This window comes from Pantoea sp. SORGH_AS_0659 (genome assembly GCF_031453915.1).
Taxonomy (GTDB): domain Bacteria; phylum Pseudomonadota; class Gammaproteobacteria; order Enterobacterales; family Enterobacteriaceae; genus Pantoea; species Pantoea leporis.
Genome location: NZ_JAVJAK010000003.1, coordinates 510,301 through 530,296 on the forward strand (window position 1 = coordinate 510,301; position 19,996 = coordinate 530,296).

At 54.5% G+C, this 19,996-nt stretch carries 17 protein-coding genes and 1 pseudogene; 7 read left to right on the forward strand and 11 right to left on the reverse strand.

Going from position 1 to position 19,996, the window contains the following annotated elements:
- The first annotated feature begins 124 nt into the window (after positions 1 to 124).
- The 3 genes from Q3H59_RS23540 to Q3H59_RS23550 all read left to right on the forward strand — a co-directional run bounded on the left by Q3H59_RS23540 (position 125) and on the right by Q3H59_RS23550 (position 3,065).
- Positions 125 to 574: a helix-turn-helix domain-containing protein gene (locus tag Q3H59_RS23540; protein ID WP_110866917.1), complete on the forward strand. Its 450-nt coding sequence runs from the start codon at positions 125 to 127 to the stop codon at positions 572 to 574.
- A gap of 9 nt (positions 575 to 583) precedes the next feature.
- A complete protein-coding gene (locus tag Q3H59_RS23545) occupies positions 584 to 1,864 on the forward strand; it encodes a HipA domain-containing protein (RefSeq protein WP_309837618.1) in 1,281 nt (426 codons plus the stop codon).
- Positions 1,865 to 1,961: 97 nt separating this feature from the next.
- A complete protein-coding gene (locus Q3H59_RS23550; protein ID WP_137387412.1) occupies positions 1,962 to 3,065 on the forward strand; it encodes an NADH:flavin oxidoreductase/NADH oxidase in 1,104 nt (367 codons plus the stop codon).
- Positions 3,066 to 3,119: 54 nt separating this feature from the next.
- On the opposite strand, the gene Q3H59_RS23555 is transcribed toward Q3H59_RS23550, so the two are convergent.
- The 11 genes and pseudogenes from Q3H59_RS23555 to arnB form a co-directional block, all read right to left on the reverse strand.
- Entirely contained in the window at positions 3,120 to 4,337 is a 1,218-nt protein-coding gene (locus Q3H59_RS23555) for an aromatic amino acid transporter (RefSeq protein WP_309837621.1), read from the reverse strand.
- Between the two features lie 127 nt (positions 4,338 to 4,464).
- A pseudogene (locus Q3H59_RS23560) lies at positions 4,465 to 5,475 on the reverse strand (Gfo/Idh/MocA family protein).
- 11 nt (positions 5,476 to 5,486) lie between these two features.
- Positions 5,487 to 6,308 carry a TIM barrel protein gene (locus Q3H59_RS23565; RefSeq protein WP_280173105.1) on the reverse strand — a complete coding sequence of 274 codons (822 nt, stop codon included), beginning with the start codon at positions 6,306 to 6,308 and terminating at the stop codon, positions 5,487 to 5,489.
- A 131-nt stretch (positions 6,309 to 6,439) separates the two neighbouring features.
- The gene (locus Q3H59_RS23570) at positions 6,440 to 7,876 is read right to left on the reverse strand and encodes a sugar porter family MFS transporter (protein ID WP_280173104.1); all 1,437 of its coding nucleotides are present in this window, start codon (positions 7,874 to 7,876) and stop codon (positions 6,440 to 6,442) included.
- 328 nt (positions 7,877 to 8,204) lie between these two features.
- Positions 8,205 to 8,570 (reverse strand): 4-amino-4-deoxy-L-arabinose-phosphoundecaprenol flippase subunit ArnF, encoded by a 366-nt coding sequence (gene arnF, locus Q3H59_RS23575; protein WP_277974961.1) that lies wholly within the window; start codon positions 8,568 to 8,570, stop codon positions 8,205 to 8,207.
- Positions 8,567 to 8,887, reverse strand: coding sequence for a 4-amino-4-deoxy-L-arabinose-phosphoundecaprenol flippase subunit ArnE (gene arnE, locus Q3H59_RS23580; RefSeq protein ID WP_280173103.1), 321 nt, complete (start codon positions 8,885 to 8,887; stop codon positions 8,567 to 8,569). Before arnE ends, arnF begins: the two co-directional genes overlap by 4 nt.
- Entirely contained in the window at positions 8,884 to 10,545 is a 1,662-nt protein-coding gene (gene arnT, locus Q3H59_RS23585; RefSeq protein ID WP_280173102.1) for a lipid IV(A) 4-amino-4-deoxy-L-arabinosyltransferase, read from the reverse strand. The genes arnE and arnT overlap by 4 nt, the downstream gene beginning before the upstream one ends.
- An 18-nt stretch (positions 10,546 to 10,563) precedes the next feature.
- A complete protein-coding gene (gene arnD / locus Q3H59_RS23590) occupies positions 10,564 to 11,448 on the reverse strand; it encodes a 4-deoxy-4-formamido-L-arabinose-phosphoundecaprenol deformylase (protein WP_280173101.1) in 885 nt (294 codons plus the stop codon).
- The gene (gene arnA, locus Q3H59_RS23595) at positions 11,445 to 13,424 is read right to left on the reverse strand and encodes a bifunctional UDP-4-amino-4-deoxy-L-arabinose formyltransferase/UDP-glucuronic acid oxidase ArnA (protein WP_309837626.1); all 1,980 of its coding nucleotides are present in this window, start codon (positions 13,422 to 13,424) and stop codon (positions 11,445 to 11,447) included. The genes arnD and arnA overlap by 4 nt, the downstream gene beginning before the upstream one ends.
- Positions 13,421 to 14,407, reverse strand: coding sequence for an undecaprenyl-phosphate 4-deoxy-4-formamido-L-arabinose transferase (gene arnC / locus Q3H59_RS23600; protein WP_192412939.1), 987 nt, complete (start codon positions 14,405 to 14,407; stop codon positions 13,421 to 13,423). Before arnC ends, arnA begins: the two co-directional genes overlap by 4 nt.
- Position 14,408: 1 nt before the next feature.
- A complete protein-coding gene (gene arnB, locus Q3H59_RS23605; RefSeq protein ID WP_309837631.1) occupies positions 14,409 to 15,545 on the reverse strand; it encodes a UDP-4-amino-4-deoxy-L-arabinose aminotransferase in 1,137 nt (378 codons plus the stop codon).
- 243 nt (positions 15,546 to 15,788) lie between these two features.
- Here arnB and Q3H59_RS23610 point away from each other — a divergent pair, with 243 nt between their 5' ends.
- The 4 genes from Q3H59_RS23610 (at position 15,789) to Q3H59_RS23625 (ending at position 19,975) form a co-directional block, all read left to right on the forward strand.
- Complete coding sequence (locus tag Q3H59_RS23610) at positions 15,789 to 15,998, forward strand: hypothetical protein (protein ID WP_101761453.1); 210 nt, start codon at positions 15,789 to 15,791, stop codon at positions 15,996 to 15,998.
- Positions 15,999 to 16,136: 138 nt separating this feature from the next.
- The gene (locus Q3H59_RS23615) at positions 16,137 to 16,904 is read left to right on the forward strand and encodes an A24 family peptidase (protein ID WP_192412936.1); all 768 of its coding nucleotides are present in this window, start codon (positions 16,137 to 16,139) and stop codon (positions 16,902 to 16,904) included.
- Positions 16,905 to 17,110: 206 nt separating this feature from the next.
- A complete protein-coding gene (locus Q3H59_RS23620; RefSeq protein WP_110866938.1) occupies positions 17,111 to 18,496 on the forward strand; it encodes a diaminobutyrate--2-oxoglutarate transaminase in 1,386 nt (461 codons plus the stop codon).
- A gap of 12 nt (positions 18,497 to 18,508) precedes the next feature.
- Complete coding sequence (locus tag Q3H59_RS23625; RefSeq protein ID WP_277975334.1) at positions 18,509 to 19,975, forward strand: aspartate aminotransferase family protein; 1,467 nt, start codon at positions 18,509 to 18,511, stop codon at positions 19,973 to 19,975.
- The last annotated feature ends 21 nt before the right edge of the window (positions 19,976 to 19,996 follow it).

Below are 19,996 nucleotides of genomic sequence, written 5' to 3' on the forward strand. Positions count from 1 at the left end.
TTCATTAAGTGATAATTTATTAGCACTTTTTCGTTTTTATTTTAATCATTAAAAATGGAATGCAGATCGACAAAGTGCTAATATTTTATCCATTAACCCCATTTAAAGATAAAATAGTGACACAATGGCACAGCGAACTTCTCTGCTTCTTCCTCAAACGAACGAAATGCTTGCCGCTTTTGGAGAGCGATTAAAACTCGCTCGTAAAAGAAGAAAACTTACGGCTAAACAGGTGGCGGAACGCGCGGGAATGACCCCGATGACGTTGCGTTCGCTTGAAGCGGGTAGCGCGGGTGTGACTATCGGAGCCTATCTGGCTGTGATGCAGGTGTTAGGACTCGAACAGGATCTCAATCTGCTGGCTGCTGAGGATACTTTGGGTCGCCAACTACAGGATGCACGTCTTACCTCAACGACTAAATTATTTGCTGCTAAATCAGCGTATAAGGTTGATGAGGGTGAGAACAGCACGCAGGTAGCTGAGGCGAATGAGCGCGGAGTTGAGCAAAAAAACGCTCAGACAGTCACCTCTGCCGGCCTCGCCTCACTGCTAATTTCAGGGAAGAAAAAATAGGACCCGACAATGACCATGATTAGCGTCTACGCCGACTGGAACGGACTCAAGCAACCAAAACGTCTCGGTTATCTGCATATTCGCCGCAGCCGGGCGCGTGAATCTATTGAATTTCAGTATGATCCGCAAGCGCTTAGCGATCCCGATTTGATGTTGATCCAGTTAGATCCCGGCATCCACTTATTCGAAGGGCCACAATATCCTGCCAACAATCGTGCTGGATTTGGTGTGTTTGGCGATTCCAGCCCCGATAGATGGGGACGCTTATTGATGGAGCGTCGCCTGGAACGCGACATCCGTGGCGGATTATTGCCTTCCGGCACGCGCATGTTTGAATCCGATTTTTTACTGGGGGTTCATGACCTGTATCGCGTGGGTGCTTTGCGTTACCGGCTGGAGGATCAGGGGGAATTTCTTGATAACAGATTGGAAATTGCGGCTCCCCCATTTACTGAAATCGCAGCACTTGAACGTGCAAGCCGCGCGCTGGAAAGCGATCCGGATAACCGTGCTGTTCAGGGACATGAATGGCTCAGGATGTTGATCGCTCCAGGCGGTTCTCTGGGTGGCGCACGGCCCAAAGCCAGTGTAGTTGATGAGGAAGGTCAGCTATTTATCGCCAAGTTCCCCAGCATCCGCGATGAATATGATGTGGGTGGATGGGAAATGGTCGTCAATGCTCTCGCCACGGCTTGTGAACTTGACGTTGCCGCTGCGATGGCGAAAAAATTTGCCAGCGATTATCACTGTTTCATGGTGCGCCGTTTCGATCGCACGCCCGAAGGAAAGCGTCTGCACTTTGCCTCCGCGATGACCATGACTGGCCATATTGATGGCGAAGATGCGTCCACCGGAGTGAGTTATCTCGAACTGGCAGAAGTATTGATTCGTCATGGCTCCCAAACCAATGCTGATTTACGCGAGCTGTGGTCGCGGATAGTCTTTAATATGCTGGTTTCTAACAGCGATGATCATCTGCGTAATCATGGATTTATTCTGGTTCCAGACAAGGGCTGGCGGTTATCTGCCGCCTTCGATCTCAATCCAGTGCCCTATGCTGATGGCCTAAAATTAAATGTGACGGCAGCTGATAATGCGCTTGATCTCGATTTGGCGCGGGAAGTTGCGCCCTATTTCCGGCTGAAGGCACCTGAAGCCGAAACTATCATTGAAAAATTCAGCAGCATTGTTGCGCAATGGCGCATAGTCGCCAGACATTTGGGGTTATCACAACGTGAGCAGGAAAAAATGTCTGATGCGTTTCGACTTGCGGCGGCACATTCCGCTTAACTTACTTTTTGCTACAACATTCAAACTCATAGCCCTCTGCAAAATGCGCTTTTCGCCCTAAGCTTAAAGCCATTCAGCCACTGAAGATGAGGTTTCAATGAGTTTACTGTTTAGTACAACACAACTGGGTAAGTTAACGCTCGATAATCGCATCGTCATCGCGCCGATGTGCCAATACTCTGCGGAGGATGGCAAAGCCAGCGCCTGGCACCGCATTCATCTGGGGCAACTGGCACTTTCCGGCGCCGGTTTGCTGATCATTGAGGCGACAGCAGTGGAAGCCGCCGGACGTATTTCTCCGGGCGATTTAGGCTTGTGGGATGATGCAACGGAAGCGGCTTTAGCCAGCGTACTGCAAGATATCCGTCACTATTCTGACACTCCCATTGGTATTCAACTCGGTCACGCCGGACGCAAAGCGTCCTGCGCCGCGCCGTGGCTGGGTGGCAATCAGCTGTCGCTGGAGCAAGGTGGCTGGCAAACCGTTGCACCATCCGCGCAAGCCTTTAATCCTGAAGATCGCGCACCGGTTGCGCTAAGTAAACAGGATCTTGAGCGCCTGAAACTGGCCTTCGTTGACAGCGCGCAGCGTGCGGCGAAACTCGGTATCCAGTTGATTGAACTGCATGCTGCGCACGGCTATTTGCTGCATCAGTTCCTGTCGCCACTGAGTAACCAGCGTGAGGATGAGTACGGCGGCTCGCTGGAAAATCGTCTGCGTTTCCCTCTGGAAGTGTTCCATGCGGTGCGCAGCGCCGTGCCAGATTCAGTGGCGGTGGGTGTGCGCCTCTCGGCAACCGATTGGGTTGACGGCGGCTGGGATGTGGAGCAGTCGATTGTCTTCAGCCAGCAACTCGAAGCGGCGGGCAGCGATTACGTGCACGTCTCCAGCGGCGGCTTGTCACCGCAGCAGAAAATCACGGTCGGTCCCGGTTATCAATTGCCTTTTGCACGCGACATCCGCAAACAGGTAAAGATTCCGGTGATTGGCGTAGGCTTGATTACGGAACCAAAGCAGGCAGAACAAGCATTGCAGGTAGGTGACGCAGATTTGATCGCGCTGGCGCGCGCAGTACTTTACGACCCGCGCTGGCCGTGGCATGCCGCCGCTGAATTGGGTGCGCAGGCCAAAGCGCCACCGCAGTATCTGCGCTCCGAGCCGCACGGCCTGAAAGGCACGTTGGTATCCAACAAAGAGTAATTGTTTTAATCAGGTACCGGTTGAAAGTCGAGTCGCCATTTCTGGCGACTCATCTCATCCACCAAATTCCGGTAACACCCCAAACCAGCTCAACAGCCAGGCAAGGATATTCATCGCGCCAAACACCAACAGAAAAACCACTGCCAGCGAACAGCGTTGCTGAGATTTCCATGCCAGCAGCGCGGGGATGATCACCGCCCACAAGGTGGCAAACAGTCCGGCAAAACCAATCGCGGCGACAAAGCCATTTGGCCACCAAATCGAGGCGAGTAACGGCGGCAGGAAAGTCAGGCTGGCGGTTTTCAGGCGTGAGACGGGTGAATTCGCGAATCCCAGACCATCGGCGATGAAATCAAACAGACCGGCGGTGACGCCAAGGAATGAGGCAATCACGGCGAAATGCGAGAAGATCGACATCATCAGCGCCAGCGCATTGACGTGCAGATGCGCACGCAGCGCCGCCATCAGCGCAGCGATATCGCCGCCCTGCTTCACAATCTCAGGAAACGCGGCGCGCGGTAGATTTCCCATGGTGCTGGTTAGCCAAAACAGATACAGCGCCAGCGACAGCGACGTTCCCAACACCAAAGCCCGCGTGATGTTCTGCTTATTGCCGCCGTAATAGCTCACCAGACCGGTGATGTTGCCGTGGTAACCAAACGAAGCGAGACAAAACGGCAGCACGCCGAGTGCATAAGGCCAGTAACGTTCACCGGCAGCGGGTCCGCTCAGTAACGACGGCACGTTCACCTGCGTCAGAAGGCCGCCAAACAGCACGATCAACAGCAGAATTTTCGCCAGCACACAGAAGGTCATGAGGCGACTGACGCCGGTCGTACCGAGCCAAACAACGGCGGCGACGCACAGCGTTAGCAACACCTTGGCTTCTGCGGTTGAGATCGGTAATCCCAACTGACTGATTGAGTGCTGATAGACCGGGCCGCTGGCTGAAATGTAGGCGTATGTCAGGATGCCAAGGACGAATAAGATGCTGAGGCCGTTCAGCGCCGCCCAGTCGCGTCCAAGCAAATCTTTGGTTAAAGTGTCGTATCCAGCGCCCGGCGGATACGTGAGGCTGATGCGCATAAACAACAAGCCGGACAGCAACATGCCGCCCCAGCTGATCAGCAGTAACATCATCGCCCAGCCAAACCACGCGCCCGCCATCACCACCGGCAGCGTAAACATCCCTGCGCCCACCACGGTGCCGCAAATAATCATCGCGCCCCACCATACGGAAGGCTGGCGGCGGGACAATGTCATCTCCGTCATCACTTATTCCCTACAAAACATCTTAAAGGCGGCGATGATACACGGGAAAACGCTGAGAAGAGAGTGTGATACGCGATAATACGCGCGCCAGTTCAACCTGACGCGCGTTTAAGGAAGGGAAAGCAACTTAGTTATAAAACGCCGGTTTCGCTGGCATAGTGACCGGTACGATGTCTCCGGATTTTTGCGCCGCAACACAGGCATCGGCAGCAACCGCCGCAGCGAAGCCATCCCAAGCAGACGGGCCGGTCATCTCACCCGACAACACATTATTGATGAAGTCCTGCAACTCCACGTCATAGGCATCGATGAAACGCTTTTTCCAGTCGGTAAGAATGCTGGTGGAGAGTTTGGCCGCGCTGCGCGTCTGTACCGACATCGGTTCAGGCAGGCGTGCAATACCGCTTTCGCCGACCACTTCACACTGAATATCGTAGCCTTATGTGCAGTTAACGAAGATTTCGACGTCGATGCGTACGCCTTTGGCGGTTTCCAGCAGCACGATTTGCGGATCTTTTAGATGCGAGGCGGCTTTACTGGTTGAGCGCGGGTAGATCACCTGTGCACTGACGTAATCATCTTTCAGCAACCAGCGCAGCACATCGAGCTCATGAATCAGCGTATCGGTGATCGCCATATCAGTAGTGTAGGAATCGCCGACTTCGGGATTGCGATGCGCGCAGTGCAGCATCAGCGGTTCGCCGATGTCACCGTTATCAATCACCGCCTTCAGCGCGCGGTAGCCCGCGTCGTAAGGACGCATAAAGCCGACCTGCACTAGCTTCTTACCGGCGGCGATTTCCGCTTCCACGATGTTCATACAACCCTGCGCGGTGACCGCCAGCGGCTTTTCGCAGAACACCGCCTTGCCGGCTTTGATCGCTGCCAGCACAAACTCTTCATGGGTTGGGCCCCACGAGGTGACCAGAATCGCCTGCACCTCTGGCGCGTTAATCAGATCATGTGCGTTGTCGTAAATCTCCGCCTGAATGCCGAAATCGTGGATGATCTGCTCGCAGTTGCTGCGGTTGATGTCATTCAGCGCCACAACACGCGAATGTTGCAGCACCTGGCTGCAACGACGAATGTGTTCGCGACCGATCGCGCCCGTGCCAATTACACCGATATTGAGCGTCATGGAAGTGTTCCTTAGTTATTCAGGTAAGCAATGCTGGAGTGGATTTCACGAGCAATTTGTTCTTCGCTCCAGTTATCCATCACCGACGAAAACGGTTCGAAAGCGTAAATACCGCGATAGCCCATCTCTTCCAGACGCTGCACTTGTTGTTTCGATTTCAGCATATCGTCGGCGCTTAACATGATGCGCTCTTCGTCGGTTAACTGATGCGTTGGGCGCGCGTCGGTCACGCCGGACAAATGCACCAGCCCGATATTGTTGACGTCGATGCCGCCAGCAAAGTCTTGTTCAGCCCCTTCGTACAAATGATGGTGAAAGGTATCCAGTACGATTTTGAACGGCGCGCCGGCTTGTTTGATCAGCTGCTGTGCCAGCGCCGCTGAACGCAGCGAGCTTTGCGGGAAACCGAGCGGTTCCACCAGACCGGCAATGCCATATTCGGCAAACAGTGGCGCCAGCGTTTTTAACGCATCGACGGTTTGCTGCTGGGAAATAACGGTGCCGTCATTCAGTGGGCAAAGGACTAACGCTTTCGCACCGGTGGCACGCGCGTCTTTTAATAAAGCGCGCGTTTTCTCCAGCACCTCATCGCTTAATTGGTTAAACGGATAAACCGCATTAATAGTTTCAATAGTAAAAGCATGCTGAGTCGCGAGATGGCGAAATTCTTCGCCTGTTAAATTATCGGTCACGCTACCACTTTTCATATCATTGCGGATTTCGACTTTATTTAACCCCAGCTTTTCAACCAGCGAGAAAAAACGCTCGAGACTAAGATTAGGCGCGATTTTACGATTAACGCAGAGTCGGTCATGGCTTATTTTGTAGGTCATGGTGTGTTCTATCCTGAAAGAGTAATATTTATTAGCTTCTGTTTTGTTATGTCGCGTCGATATCTTGCTATAGTAAGCGATGTTGTTTTGCTGCTCTGCCAGAACCTTGATTGATTTACATCAATGCAACATCATTTGTACAACTCATGGAAATAGTGCTCGACCTGTTCCAGGCTGCGTCCTTTGGTTTCCGGGATAGTGCGCAACACGAACATCGATCCCCCAATACCAATCACGGCAAAGGTTAAGAAGGCACCGGCCAGACCAAATGCCGCCAACAGCAACGGGAACGCCATGGAAATGGCGAAGTTGGCCATCCACAACGCAAATACCGCGCCGCCCATGCAAATACCGCGCATCCGCGCTGGAAAGATCTCGGAAAGTAATAGCCAGGTAACCGGCGACAACGCGCCTTGCTGAAAGCACAGAAACATCAGCATGCCCGCCAGCACCAGATAGGCGCGCAGCAGATTGACGTCACCCGCCGGGTGATATTCCGGCATGAAGAAGCACACCGCGGCGATAAAAAACAGGCACGCGGTGCAACCCATCTGACCAATCAGCACCAGCGGACGACGGCCGATTTTGCCGATCATCCAGATACCGATCAGCGTCATCAGCACCGAAATCACGCCGTTGGCGATGGTGGCGAACAGCGCGGCATCGTTGCTCAAGCCGGTTGCCGTCAGCATGGTAGGCGCGTAATACATGATGGTGTTGACGCCGGTCAGCTGCTGAATCGCCGCGATGCCGATACCAAGCAGGAACACTTTGCGCAGCCACGGCGTACGCAAATCGCGCAGGCGGCCTTTGCCCTGTTGCCGGTTCTCTTCGATGGTTTCTTCGATCTCTTCCAGCTCCCATTCGACGTCATCGGCCGCGCGGGTTTTCTCCAGTACTTTGCGTGCTTGCTGGCTATTACCGCGCATTACATGCCAGCGCGGGCTTTCCGGCATAAAGATCATGCCCAACCACAGCAATACTGCGGGCACAGTTGAGATAGCGATCATCCAGCGCCACGTGTGTTCTCCACCCCAGATTTCATTGAAAGTGGCGTTGGACACGTACGCCAGCAGCTGACCTGAAACAATCATCAGCTCCTGCAAGGTCACCAGTTGACCGCGCTTGTTCGCCGGGGCAATTTCCGCGATATACACCGGCACCGTAGCCGCTGCGCCACCGACGGCGATACCGAGGAACAGACGTGAAGCGATCATTGAGATGACATCCGGCGCGAAGGCCGAACCGATGGCGCCAAGGGCAAAAATAAAGGCCAGAGAAATGATGATCTTGCGGCGTCCCAGCGCGTCCGCGAAATGACCGGCGAGCAGCGCGCCAAAAGCGGCGCCAAACAGCAGTGAACTGGTGACTAACCCGGTGGTAAAAGGCGTGAGCTGCAGATCGTCACGCATAAAGAGTAAAGCGCCCGATACTACACCGGTATCGTAGCCGAACAGCAATCCACCCAGCGTGGCGACCAGCGCAATAATTTTAACAAATGGCTCGGTGCGCGTGGTGCTATTGGGGCCGGAAGCGGTGTTAGTGGATATATAAAGTTCTCTTTCCATAATACCTCCTGGTGAAAAAAATTAAGGAAATACGGCAGAACAAACAGAGCACTCACGCTAGCGGTGTTTTTATTTCATGTTAATTTTTATTTGGAATTTGCTTTCCGAATTGTGAGTTCAAGCATTTTGGGATTTTTATTTTGATGGATTTACATCAGGATGATGTATTTATTTAGGGATGCCTTTGAGGGGATAAATAAAAAAGATCGCCATGAGTGGCGTAATGGCTTTCAATTAAGCGCCGTGTCACATCACTGCACCTTCCGAAGCGGCGCAATTTATTGCGCAATAAATTGCGCCGCTACGGTATGTGCATAAATAAACACCATCACTTACGGCGCGGCAGCGAAACCAGCATCAAGCCAAACACGATCAGCACCACGCCAGCAAAGCTGCTCCAGCGGAAGTTTTCGCCCAAAATCGGCAAGGAAATCGCGGCCAGCCACACCAATACATAACTCAAACTGAGCAGCGGATAGAGCCGGTTAAGCGGCAGCTGGCGCAGCGCCAGCATCCAGCACAGCATCGACAGCGCATACGCCCCGAGGCCCATCGCCAACAGCAGCAGCGGTTTCCAGTGCTGCACACTCAGCAATTCGCTTAATGGCGGGAAATCCAGCATCGCCAACCGCAGCACCAGCTGCGCCAGCGATACCAGCAACACGCTGCACAGCGCCAGCATCACGCCTTTCATAGATGACTTCCCATCAGCGCCACGCCAGCAACAATCGCCAACGTACCGATCCACTGCTGCACGCTGTAGGTTTCGCGCCAGATCAGACGCGCGGCGATCGCCACCAACACAAAGTTAAGACTCAGCATCGGATACGCCACGCTCACCGGCACCACGCGCAATACCGCCAGCCACAGCAGCATGCCGATACCGAGCAGCAGGATGCTGAGCGCCAGCCAGAAAATTCCTTTTTTGATACCGTGATGGGCCGCCTGCTTCTGACACAGTTGGGCGGCACAGCTCAGCACGCTCACCAGTAAAATCAGCAGCAGATTCATGGTTTCGCATCGTAGCCGTAGTAAATCAGGCGGCCCTGACGATAGACATCATCCGGTTCCGGCAGGTTTTTATCCGGCGTGCTATCGCTGGCATTCAGCATCAACACCAGCGAAACCTTGCCCAGACGACGATGGATACGCAGCCAGTCGGCAAAGTTATCCGCATCAATATAGTGTGACTGTGCATCCGGGTAGCTCAGGCCATATTGCAACTCACCTTTGGCATCGTAGAAATTGATGTCGCTGCGCTGCAGTTCCCAAGCCACCGCTGATGCCACGCCGGGATTGTTTGCCAGCAGATAACGGCTATCCGCCAGTTGATCGTGTACCGCGCTAACAAAACTCTGTGGCTGCTTGGCATCGCGCACCTTGTCAGGAATGGCAAATCCCACCAGTAACGCCAGCGCCAGCGGACAGAGCGCGGCTAACTGCCAGCGACCCTTCTCCGGCTTGCGGCTCAACCAGCCCATCACGGCCCAACCTATAAAGGAGAGCGCCGCACAGAGCACGCCCATCCCTTCATCGCCGCTATAAACCGGACGATGCGCAACGCCCCAGGGTGCCAGCACCACTAAAACCACTATGGTGGTGATCAAACCGAACAGCAGATTGATCCAACCGTTTACCTTTAACGCTTTAATCACCTGCGCCGAACCGCTGTGTGCGTAATGCGCCATCAGCAGCGCAAGCGGTGCGAAACACGGCAGAATATAGGTCAGCAACTTGCCTTTGGCGATGCTGAAAAACAGCAGCGGCAGCAGCACCCAGCTCAATAAATAGATCGGCCCGGCTTGCTGGCTGCGCTGACGCCACGCGCCAATCAGCGATCCCGGCAGCAGCGCCAGCCACGGCAAAGTGCCCGCCAGCAACACCGGAATGTAGTACCAGAATGGCGCTTTGTGCTGTGCGTCCGACTCGGCGAAACGCTGTATATGCTCGACCCAGAAGAAATAGTGCCAGAAATCGCCTTCCTGCTGATTGATCGCCAGCGCCCACGGCGAACTAAGCAAGGCGGCGACCACCATCGTCAGCGGTCCCCAACGCAGCAATTCGCCAAAACGACGTTGCCAAATGGCCCAAGGCAGAATCGCCAGCACCGGTACCGCCAGCGCGAGAAAACCTTTGGTCATAAAGCCCATGGCGCAGGCCGCACCCAGCAACACATATCCGATCAATCGTTGCCGCGTGCTACTGGCCTGCGACGCCAGCCAGTAACTGCACATCGCCGCGACCAGCCACAGCATCAGGATCGGATCGAGCACCGCGTAGGTGCCGACGCCGTACACCAGCAACGAGGTGAGAAAAATCATGCTGCCGCTAAGCGCGATTTTACGGCTGGCGAACATCTGCGTGCCGAGCCAATACACCAATACCGCGCTCAACGTGGTGCTGAAAATCGATCCGGCGCGCACGCCAAAGTTAGTGTGACCAAACAGCAACTGGCCGAGGTTATTGACCCAATAACCGGCGATCGGTTTCTCGAAGTAGCGCAGATCGAAGAAGTGCGGCACTACCCAATTGCCGCTAAATAGCATTTCCCGGCTGATTTCGGCATAGCGGGTTTCGTCCGGCTGCCACAAGGCGCGGAACTCAATCGGGATCAGGTAAAACAGCGCGAAGAGCGCGAGGGGTAACGCGGTTTTAGTGACTGTACGCATCCGTGGTTCCTGTAAAAATTAGCGCTGGCAGCCTAGCCAGCCTTCACGTCCGGGAATATGCCCGCGTACGATATTGCCCTGTGGCAGCGTAGTGAGATCGTCGGGTAACAAGGCGCTGAGCGGACAGAACTGAATGTCTTGCTGCTCCGCACGTCTCAGCAGATCGGCGAACGCCTCAAGCCCGACAATCCCTTCCACTTCGGCATGAATGGTGTAAACCGGCGAACCGCTTGCGGTATGGATCTGCTCGAGGATGAAGTCATTAAAACCTTCCGCGCTCACCGATTGCCCAACCACTTCATCCCAGGTCGGCAAGGTCACCGGGATTTGTACCGTGCCGGGGCTGCCATCACTGAGAATCGGTATAAATGGACCGCTGCCGCGACAATCACTGTTGTAGCTGAAACCAAACTGCTGCTTGGCAGCCACCACGCGGCCATCGGCGCGCCAGCCCGCCACCGCTGAACAGGTGACATTGTCACCGATGATCGCTTCCAGCACCTGTTTACCGCGCGCAATTTGCTCAACCAGTTTCTCTTGCGGCCACACGCCCGCCCAGGTTTGCCAGGCAAAGTGATCCCACGCATGCAAACCGACTTCATGATGATCGGCGGTGGCGCTGATGATCTCCTCCAGACCGCGACCAATCTCACGTCCCGGCCAGGCGGTGCCGGCCAGCAAAATATCCCAGCCGTAGAGTGATGCGGCGCGCGACCGCAGCATTTTCCACAGGAAACGCGGTTTTAACAGGCGCCACAAGTGGCGCCCCATATTGTCCGGCCCAACGCTGAAGAAAAAACTGGCCTGCAGCTGATGCAAACTGAATTGCTCCAGTAACGCCGGCACGCCAAGTTGGGTGCCGCGCCAGGTATCGACATCAACACGCAAACCGACTTTCTTCATGGTTTGTCCTGTAGCTCAACGGTGCGCAGGAAGAAGTCCAGCGTGTTATCGATGGTGGTATCCATCTCTACGGTTGGCGTCCAGTCCAGCAGACGACGCGCGTTTTTGATCGACGGCTTACGGTGTTCCACGTCCTGATAACCTTTGCCGTAATAGCTGCTGCTCTCCACTTCACGGAAGCCGGCAAACGGCGGGAAGTTGCTGCGCAGCGGGTGACGTTCGAAACTCGCCAGCAGACGCTCGGCCAACTCTTTGATGCTGGCTTCGTTATCCGGGTTACCGATGTTGACGATCTGGCCGTCGCAGTTGTTCTGTTTGTTTTCGATGATACGGAACAGCGCTTCAATGCCGTCGCGGATATCGGTGAAGCAGCGCTTCTGTGCACCGCCATCAATCAGCTTAATTGGTGAGCCTTCCACCAGATTGAGGATCAGCTGCGTGATAGCACGAGAACTGCCGATACGCGCGGCATTCAGATTATCGAGGCGCGGCCCCATCCAGTTAAATGGACGGAACAGCGTAAAGCGCAGCCCTTCTTTCTCACCGTAAGCCCAAATCACGCGGTCCAGCAGCTGCTTAGACACCGAATATATCCAGCGCTGTTTATTGATCGGCCCAACCACCAGATTAGAGTGATCCTCATCGAAATGCTGATCGGTACACATGCCGTACACTTCGGAAGTCGATGGGAAAATGATGCGCTTTTTGTACTTCACGCAGTCACGAATGATTTTGAGGTTCTCTTCAAAGTCGAGCTCAAACACGCGCAACGGATTGCGTGTGTACTCAATCGGCGTGGCGATGGCCACCAATGGCAACACCACGTCGCACTTCTTAATGTGATACTCGATCCATTCTGAGTGAATGCTGATGTCGCCTTCGACAAAGTGGAAGCGTGGCTGATCGAGGAAACGGCTGATGGCGTCAGAACCGATGTCTAAACCGTAGACTTCGAAGTTATCATCCTGCAGCAGACGCTCGGTGAGGTGGTTACCGATAAAACCGTTCACGCCGAGAATCAGCACGCGCGTGCGTCGTTTCACCGCCGCCACTGGCTGAGAATAGAGCAAGGCGCCCTTCACCATACCGAGGTTTTGCGCCAGCTGGCTGCCGTTCATAAACACGCCGTTATCGCTTTGACCGGTCACCACTTCCAGCGCGCCTTCAGCGCAGGCGATCAGGAATGGCTCAACAGAAAGCACGGTACCCGGTTTGGCCTGATGTTCAGTGCTGTGTACACGACTTTTCCATACCACGAATTTCACCGTTCCGGCATAGGCGAATGCGCCGGGCCACGGATAGGTCACCGCGCGCACCAGATTATTGACTGTCTGCGCCGGTTGTTCCCATTTTATGCGGCCATCTTCTGGCGTGCGGCGCCCCACAACCGTGGCTTCGCGCTCATTTTGTGGTGTGGTAACAATATCGCCGCGTTTCACCGCCGGTAATGCGCCTTCCAGCACCTGCGTTGCACAGGCAACCAGCTTGCGATGCAGCGTTAACGCGTTGTCCTGCTCGTCAATCGCCACGCGCTGTTGCGCCACGATGTCACCGGCATCGGCGCGCTTCACCATGCGGTGCAGCGTTACGCCGGTTTCGGTTTCGCCATTGACCAGCACCCAGTTCAGCGGTGCGCGGCCACGGTATTTGGGCAGCAGCGAACCGTGCAGGTTAAAGGCCCCCAAACGCGCACTGCTGAGAATGCTGTCGTTCAACAAAGCGCGATAATAGAAGGAGAAGATGTAATCCGGTGCCATGGTTTTAATGCGATCGACCCACAGCGGATGATTGACATCCTCCGGCGCATAGACCGGAATGCCCTGCTCAGCGGCTAAACGCGCAACGGAGTCGAAAAAGTGGCTCTCAGTTCCTGTGTCTGAGTGGGTGAAAATAGCGCTGATTTCATAGCCAGCGTTCAGAAGTGCAGAAATACCCGCACAGCCCATTTCGGCGTAGGCGAAGACGACAGTTTTCATTGCTCAATTTCCTGTACAGATGAGGCGTTTTGCTGTGGGTGAATCACACGTTGGATGAAGTAGCGCGGACGGGCGCGTACGTCGTTGTAAATGCGGCCGATGTATTCGCCGAGTAATCCCATACCGATGAACTGCGCGCCGATAAAAATAAACAGCACCGCGAACAGCAGGAACACGCCATCACCGGCCCATGCCGCGCCGAGGAACAGACGCAGCACAATCAGAATCAGCGAGAAGGCAAAACCGGCCAGCGCAATCAAACTGCCGACGATGCTCAGCAAGCGCAGCGGCGTGGTGGTCAGGCAAGTGACCAGGTCATACATCAGGTTAATCAGCCGCATAAAGCTGTACTTTGAATCGCCAAATTCGCGCTCGGCGTGCGCCACCGGCAGCTCAATGGTGCGGCGCGCAAAGGTGTTGGCGAGGATGGGAATAAAGGTGCTGCGTTCGTGGCAGTTCAGCATCGCATCGACGATATGGCGGCGATAAGCGCGCAGCATGCAGCCGTAATCACCCATCGCTTTGCCGGTGACGCGCTGAATCAGGTGATTAATGGTGCGTGAGGCGCGGCGGCGGAACCAGCTGTCCTGACGGTTTTGACGTACGGTGCCCACCACGTCATAACCCTGCTGCGCGGCTTTCACCAGATTGGGGATCTCTTCCGGCGGGTTTTGCAGGTCGGCATCCAGCGTGATGATTAAATCGCCGCTGACGTGGCTAAAGCCCGCCATGATCGCTGAGTGCTGGCCGTAATTACGGTTCAGCAATACGCCAACCACATGGCTGCCCGGCATATCGGCGGCATCGGCAATCATCTCGCCCGAGCGATCGCTGCTGCCGTCATCGACCAGCAGAATCTCGTACGCCAGATTTAATCCCGCACAGGCCGCATTAGTACGACGCACCAGTTCCGGCAGGCTCTCCTCTTCGTTGTACACCGGGATTACCACGGAAACTTTGCGAATGGTTTTTTCTTCCAGCATGTCAAACTCCAGCGATCTGACGTAATGCGCTAATCACGCGCGTGACATCTTCATCTCGCATATCAGGGAATAACGGGATTGAGCAGATGCGATCGCTATTCCATTCGGTGTGCGGCAACGAGAGTTGCGGATAGCGTTCGCGATAATATTTGTGGGTGTGCGCGGCACGGAAATGCAGCCCGGTGCCGATATCCTGTGCTTTCAAGGTTTCCATAAGCGCATCACGACTGATGCCGCACTGCGCCTCATCAACGCGAATAATGAACAGATGCCACGCGTGTTGATGTGACCATTCTGGCTGCGCCAGCGGCAGAAACGGCGTATTCGCCAGTTCAGTGAGATAGCGCTGCGCAATCGCCGCGCGGCGCTGATTGATGGCGGGCAGCTTTTTCAGCTGCACCAAAGCAATCGCTGCGCTGATATCTGGCAGGTTGTATTTGAAACCCGGCATAATCACTTCGGCCTGCGGCTTGCGGCCGTGCGTGTGGCGATCGTACGCATCGACGCCAAGTCCGTGGAATTTCAGGCTGCGCATGCGGTCGGCCAACGCCGCATCATCGGTGACAATCAAGCCACCTTCGGCGCAGGTCATGTTTTTGATGGCGTGGAAGGAGAAGATCGCCGTGCCCTGCTGACCAACGTGCTTTCCTTTGTAATAACAGCCTGCGGCGTGCGCCGCATCTTCAATCACCGGAATGCCATGGCGCTCACCGATGGCGCGAATAGCATCTACATCAGCGGGCGCGCCAGCGTAATGCACCGGAATGATGGCGCGCGTACGCGGCGTGATCGCCGCTTCAATCAGCTCCGGCGTTACCATCAAGGTGTCGCGGTCGATATCGATCATCACCGGCGTCGCACCCAGTAGCGTGATGATGTTGATGGTGGAAACCCAGGTCAGCGAAGGCGTGATCACCTCATCGCCAGGCTGGATGCCCAGCGCCAGCAGCGTGACGTGCATCCCCGCCGTGGCGGAGCTGACAGCAATCGCATGCTGATTGCCAGTGAGCTGGCAAAAAGCCTCTTCCAGTTCGGCATTTTTCGGGCCGGTGGTGATCCAACCCGACTCAAACACCGATTTAACGGCGGCTAACTCTTCTTCACCCAACGAGGGCCGTGAGAATGGTAGAAAATTCATTATGTTACCTTGGAATTAAGCACTATTTAACGGCCATTTATTCCAAAATACGCGGGTTAACTTAACGCAACATTAAATGAGAAGGGTACTAAGTCGGCTTTTTCTGACACGTTGAGGATTGGTAGAGGAAGGGACAAATTTGCCGGTTTATCATCATGAACCAGCACGCTTCTTAAGGTTAAATTAAGGTTTTGACCCTATACTAAGTCAGGATATGTCTTATAACGTCTGGAGGATAATGCGATGAGTACGGCTACTGACAGACTTTCTCAGGCAGCGCTGCGCCGCCACCATATTGGGGTGAAAACCAAAGGATTGCGCTATCGCGGCGATCTATATGTGTTCCGCTATAACGCCGGCCACTACGATGTGTTCCTTAATAACGACCGCGTAATGTCATTGAATACCAGCAATGTGCAGGAAGCGATTCAGCTGTTCAAGCAGCAAGCTTAATCTTCTCCTCTCCATTTCTGGAGCCCGCTCTGCAATCCCGATGTATGCCGCTGTAACGCCCTTTTACCTCTCGCACCTATCCTCGCTTCGGCGTAAAGTCCTGGCAACGACAAGCCTGGATGGCGCGAGGTATGAGTAATGGAATACGTATATGGCTTAATTAGTGGCCTATTAGGATTGGCCGTAGGCAGCTTTCTTAACGTGGTGATCTCGCGGTTGCCATTGCAAATAGTGCACCCGAACACTCCGCTAAATGTGTGTTGTCCGCCCTCTCACTGCCACCAATGCACCACCGCGCTGCGCTGGCGCGACAACATTCCGCTCATAAGTTGGTTACTGTTACGCGGTAAATGCCGTTATTGCCATTGTAAAATCAGCGGGCGTTATCCACAGGTGGAGATAATTACCGCGCTTCTGACGCTGCTGCTTATCTGGCTGATGCCAGTCAATATGCAATTGCTGGGCGCGCTCATATTGTTCTGGGCGTTAACGGTATTAGCCTTTATTGACCTCGAACATCTGCTTTTACCGGATGTGATTACGCTGCCCTTGCTGTGGATTGCGCTGCTGTTTAAAGCGATGGGATGGCTACCCGGCTCATTACAAGAAGCGGTATGGGGATCCATAGCGGGATATTGCTTGTTGTGGGCGCTATCAATTTTATATCAATGGATTAGAGGGATTGAGGGATTAGGGATGGGCGATGCAAAACTGCTGGCGGCAATCGGCGCCTGGTTGGGCTGGTCGCTTTTACCCTGGGTGCTTTTATTGGCTTCGGGCGGCGCTATTTTATGTGTTTTGATTTCCAGAGTTAGCGGGCAGCGCGAGCTCAATTACGTCATCGCCTTTGGTCCGTGGATCGCCTTAGCGGCTATAAGTCTCTTTATTCATTCGATTATTTTTTAACCACCCCAACTGCGGTGCGAAATTAAGTGGCCAATTTCTGGCCAACGCTCTGATTCATATATGGAAAGAGTAAACAAATCTAAACAAAATTAATCATTGTGATGTAGGTCAAAAGGCTCTATATTGGCCGCGTTTTTTCACAGCTGTTACTTTTTTGTTCAATTAGTCAATTGGCGAGCCTTACGTGCCCCGGTTGAAGGAGAGATATGATGACGGATAAAGTCCGTATTGATAGTTTTGGTGCCAATGCATTCAACGGAAATAACGACGCATTCTTAGCCCGTCAGGCTGAGTTTGAATCTAACGTCAGGAGTTACCCGCGCAAACTGCCTTTAGCTATCGCTAAAGCCCATGGCGTGTGGATCACAGATGTTGAGAATAAACAATATCTTGACTGTCTGGCTGGCGCAGGGACGCTGGCACTGGGTCACAACCATCCTGATGTTCTCCAGAGCATTCAAAATGTCATTACCAGCGGCTTGCCGTTACATACTCTTGATCTGACTACTCCACTGAAAGATCAGTTCTCTGAGTCTCTGCTCTCGCTGCTGCCAGGCCAGGGTAAAGATTATTGCCTGCAGTTCACCGGCCCTTCTGGTGCCGATGCGGTTGAAGCCGCGCTGAAACTGGCGAAGAAAGCCACTGGCCGTAGCGGCGTGATCAGCTTCTCTGGCGGTTATCACGGTATGACGCACGGCGCGCTGTCCGTCACCGGTAACCTGGCACCGAAAGAAGCGGTTGATGGCATGATGCCAGAAGTGCAGTTCATGCCTTATCCGCATCAGTATCGTTGCCCGCTGGGTATCGGTGGTGAAGCTGGCGTGAAAGCGCTGACCTATTATTTCGACAACCTGATCAACGACGTGGAAAGCGGCGTGCGTAAGCCTGCAGCAGTAATCCTCGAAGCCGTTCAGGGCGAAGGCGGCGTGAACCCAGCACCCGCTGAGTGGCTGCAGCGCATCCGTAAAGTGACGCAGGAACACGGCATTCTGTTGATCCTCGACGAAGTTCAGGCTGGCTTTGCCCGTACCGGCAAATTCTTCGCCTTCGAACACGCCGGCATCGAGCCAGACATCATCGTGATGTCTAAAGCTGTTGGCGGCGGTCTGCCACTGGCTGTGCTGGGCATCAAAAAGCAGTTCGACGTTTGGTCACCGGGTCATCACACCGGCACCTTCCGTGGCAACCAGCTGGCGATGGCTACCGGCCTGACCACGCTGAAAATCCTCAAAGAGCAGGATATTGCAGGCAAAGTGGCTGCGCAAGGTGAATGGCTGAAACAGCAGCTGGCCGCGATGCAGAAACGCTTCCCGGTGATTGGTCACGTTCGTGGTCTCGGCATGATGATCGGTATTGAGATCGTTAAACCGAACGAAGCGGCCGATCACATGGGCAGCTTCCCGGCTGACGGCGAACTCTCTGCGCTGCTGCAGAAGAAGTGCTTCGAAGCAGGTCTGATTCTGGAGCGCGGTGGCCGTCATGGCGCAGTTCTGCGTCTGCTGCCTTCACTGCTGATCACCAACGATGAGCTGGCGATTTTCCTGGATAAATTTGAGCAGGCGCTGATTGGCGCTGGCGTCAAACCTGTTTGATTGGAAGAGTAAATGTCTGAAGTAAACCCGATTCTGGCCGCCTCTGCACAGAGCATTGAGGCGTACCAGCAGGCGATTGCCCAGAGCAGCGCCGCGGTTGTGCAGTGGCTGCAACAGCCTGAGATGTATCAAGGCAAAAGCGTTGCCGAACTGCGCGAGCGTATCACGCTCGACTTCAATCCAAACGGCCTGGGTAACCAGGCCGCGATTGAACGCGCGATTGAATATTTCCTGAAAGACAGTCTTTCAGTGCATCACCCACAATGTGTAGCGCATCTGCACTGCCCGAGTCTGGTGGTAAGTCAGGCGGCAGAAGTCCTGATCAACGCCACCAATCAGAGTATGGATTCGTGGGATCAGAGCCCTTCTGCCACCATCATTGAGATCAAACTGATCGAATGGCTGCGTGCGCAAGTGGGTTATCCGGCTGGCGACGCAGGTGTGTTCACCAGCGGCGGCACCCAGAGCAACCTTATGGGCCTGATGCTGGCGCGCGACGCCTTCTATCAGCGCCAGGGCCACTCGGTGCAGCAGCACGGTATCACTGGTGATCTGCGTAAGATCAAAGTGCTGTGTTCTGAAAACGCGCACTTCTCCGTACAGAAGAACATGGCGCTGCTTGGCCATGGCTACCAATCTGTGGTGCAGGTGAAGTCTGATGAGTTCGCCCGTATGGATGTGTCAGACCTGAAAGCCAAACTGGCGCAGGCCGACGCTAACTGCGAACAGATCCTGGCGATCGTGGCGACTGCCGGTACCACCGATGCCGGTGCGATCGATCCGCTGCGTGAAATTGCCGGCATTGCTGCCGATCGCAACATTTGGGTACACGTTGATGCAGCATGGGGCGGCGCGCTGCTGCTGTCCGAGAAGTATCGCGACTACCTCGATGGCCTGGAGCGGGTGGATTCTGTCACTTTGGACTTCCACAAACAGTACTTCCAGACCATCAGCTGCGGTGCGTTTCTGCTGAAAGATGAGCGTCATTACGAGCTGATGCGCTATCAGGCGGCTTACCTGAACTCTGAGTTTGATGAAGAGGCCGGCGTGCCGAATCTGGTATCCAAATCCCTGCAGACCACGCGTCGTTTCGATGCGCTGAAACTGTGGATGGGCCTGGAAGCGCTGGGTCAGAAACAGTATGCGGCGATCATCGATCACGGTGTGACGCTGGCGCAGGAAGTGGCGAAGTTTGTTACCTCTGCACCACGCCTCGAGCTGGTAATGCAGCCTCAGCTGGCTAGCGTGCTGTTCCGCTATCGTCCAGAGCAACTGACCGATACCGCTCAGATTGCGCTGTTCAACCAGCGTATCGGCGATGCGCTGCTGGATTCAGGCCGCGCCAACGTGGGTGTGACCGAGAACCAGGGCATAACTTGCCTGAAGTTGACCTTGCTGAACCCAACCGTAACGCTGGAGGATGTTAAAGTCCTGCTGGCGCTGGTTGAGAAAACCGCAAATCAGCTGCTGAACGCGTAATCACCTGTGTTGCGAAAAAGC

What these genes read in the sequence shown, in the direction of transcription:
- Q3H59_RS23610 (WP_101761453.1), top strand. Translation starts at nt 15,789, where the DNA reads ATGAGTACGGCTACTGACAGACTTTCTCAGGCAGCGCTGCGCCGCCAC.
- arnA (WP_309837626.1), bottom strand. Translation starts at nt 13,424, where the DNA reads ATGAAAACTGTCGTCTTCGCCTACGCCGAAATGGGCTGTGCGGGTATT.
- Q3H59_RS23550 (WP_137387412.1), top strand. Translation starts at nt 1,962, where the DNA reads ATGAGTTTACTGTTTAGTACAACACAACTGGGTAAGTTAACGCTCGAT.
- arnB (WP_309837631.1), bottom strand. Translation starts at nt 15,545, where the DNA reads ATGAATTTTCTACCATTCTCACGGCCCTCGTTGGGTGAAGAAGAGTTA.
- Q3H59_RS23620 (WP_110866938.1), top strand. Translation starts at nt 17,111, where the DNA reads ATGATGACGGATAAAGTCCGTATTGATAGTTTTGGTGCCAATGCATTC.
- arnF (WP_277974961.1), bottom strand. Translation starts at nt 8,570, where the DNA reads ATGAAAGGCGTGATGCTGGCGCTGTGCAGCGTGTTGCTGGTATCGCTG.
- Q3H59_RS23570 (WP_280173104.1), bottom strand. Translation starts at nt 7,876, where the DNA reads ATGGAAAGAGAACTTTATATATCCACTAACACCGCTTCCGGCCCCAAT.
- Q3H59_RS23555 (WP_309837621.1), bottom strand. Translation starts at nt 4,337, where the DNA reads ATGACGGAGATGACATTGTCCCGCCGCCAGCCTTCCGTATGGTGGGGC.
- Q3H59_RS23625 (WP_277975334.1), top strand. Translation starts at nt 18,509, where the DNA reads ATGTCTGAAGTAAACCCGATTCTGGCCGCCTCTGCACAGAGCATTGAG.
- Q3H59_RS23615 (WP_192412936.1), top strand. Translation starts at nt 16,137, where the DNA reads ATGGAATACGTATATGGCTTAATTAGTGGCCTATTAGGATTGGCCGTA.
- arnT (WP_280173102.1), bottom strand. Translation starts at nt 10,545, where the DNA reads ATGCGTACAGTCACTAAAACCGCGTTACCCCTCGCGCTCTTCGCGCTG.
- arnC (WP_192412939.1), bottom strand. Translation starts at nt 14,407, where the DNA reads ATGCTGGAAGAAAAAACCATTCGCAAAGTTTCCGTGGTAATCCCGGTG.
- Q3H59_RS23540 (WP_110866917.1), top strand. Translation starts at nt 125, where the DNA reads ATGGCACAGCGAACTTCTCTGCTTCTTCCTCAAACGAACGAAATGCTT.
- arnD (WP_280173101.1), bottom strand. Translation starts at nt 11,448, where the DNA reads ATGAAGAAAGTCGGTTTGCGTGTTGATGTCGATACCTGGCGCGGCACC.
- arnE (WP_280173103.1), bottom strand. Translation starts at nt 8,887, where the DNA reads ATGAATCTGCTGCTGATTTTACTGGTGAGCGTGCTGAGCTGTGCCGCC.
- Q3H59_RS23545 (WP_309837618.1), top strand. Translation starts at nt 584, where the DNA reads ATGACCATGATTAGCGTCTACGCCGACTGGAACGGACTCAAGCAACCA.
- Q3H59_RS23565 (WP_280173105.1), bottom strand. Translation starts at nt 6,308, where the DNA reads ATGACCTACAAAATAAGCCATGACCGACTCTGCGTTAATCGTAAAATC.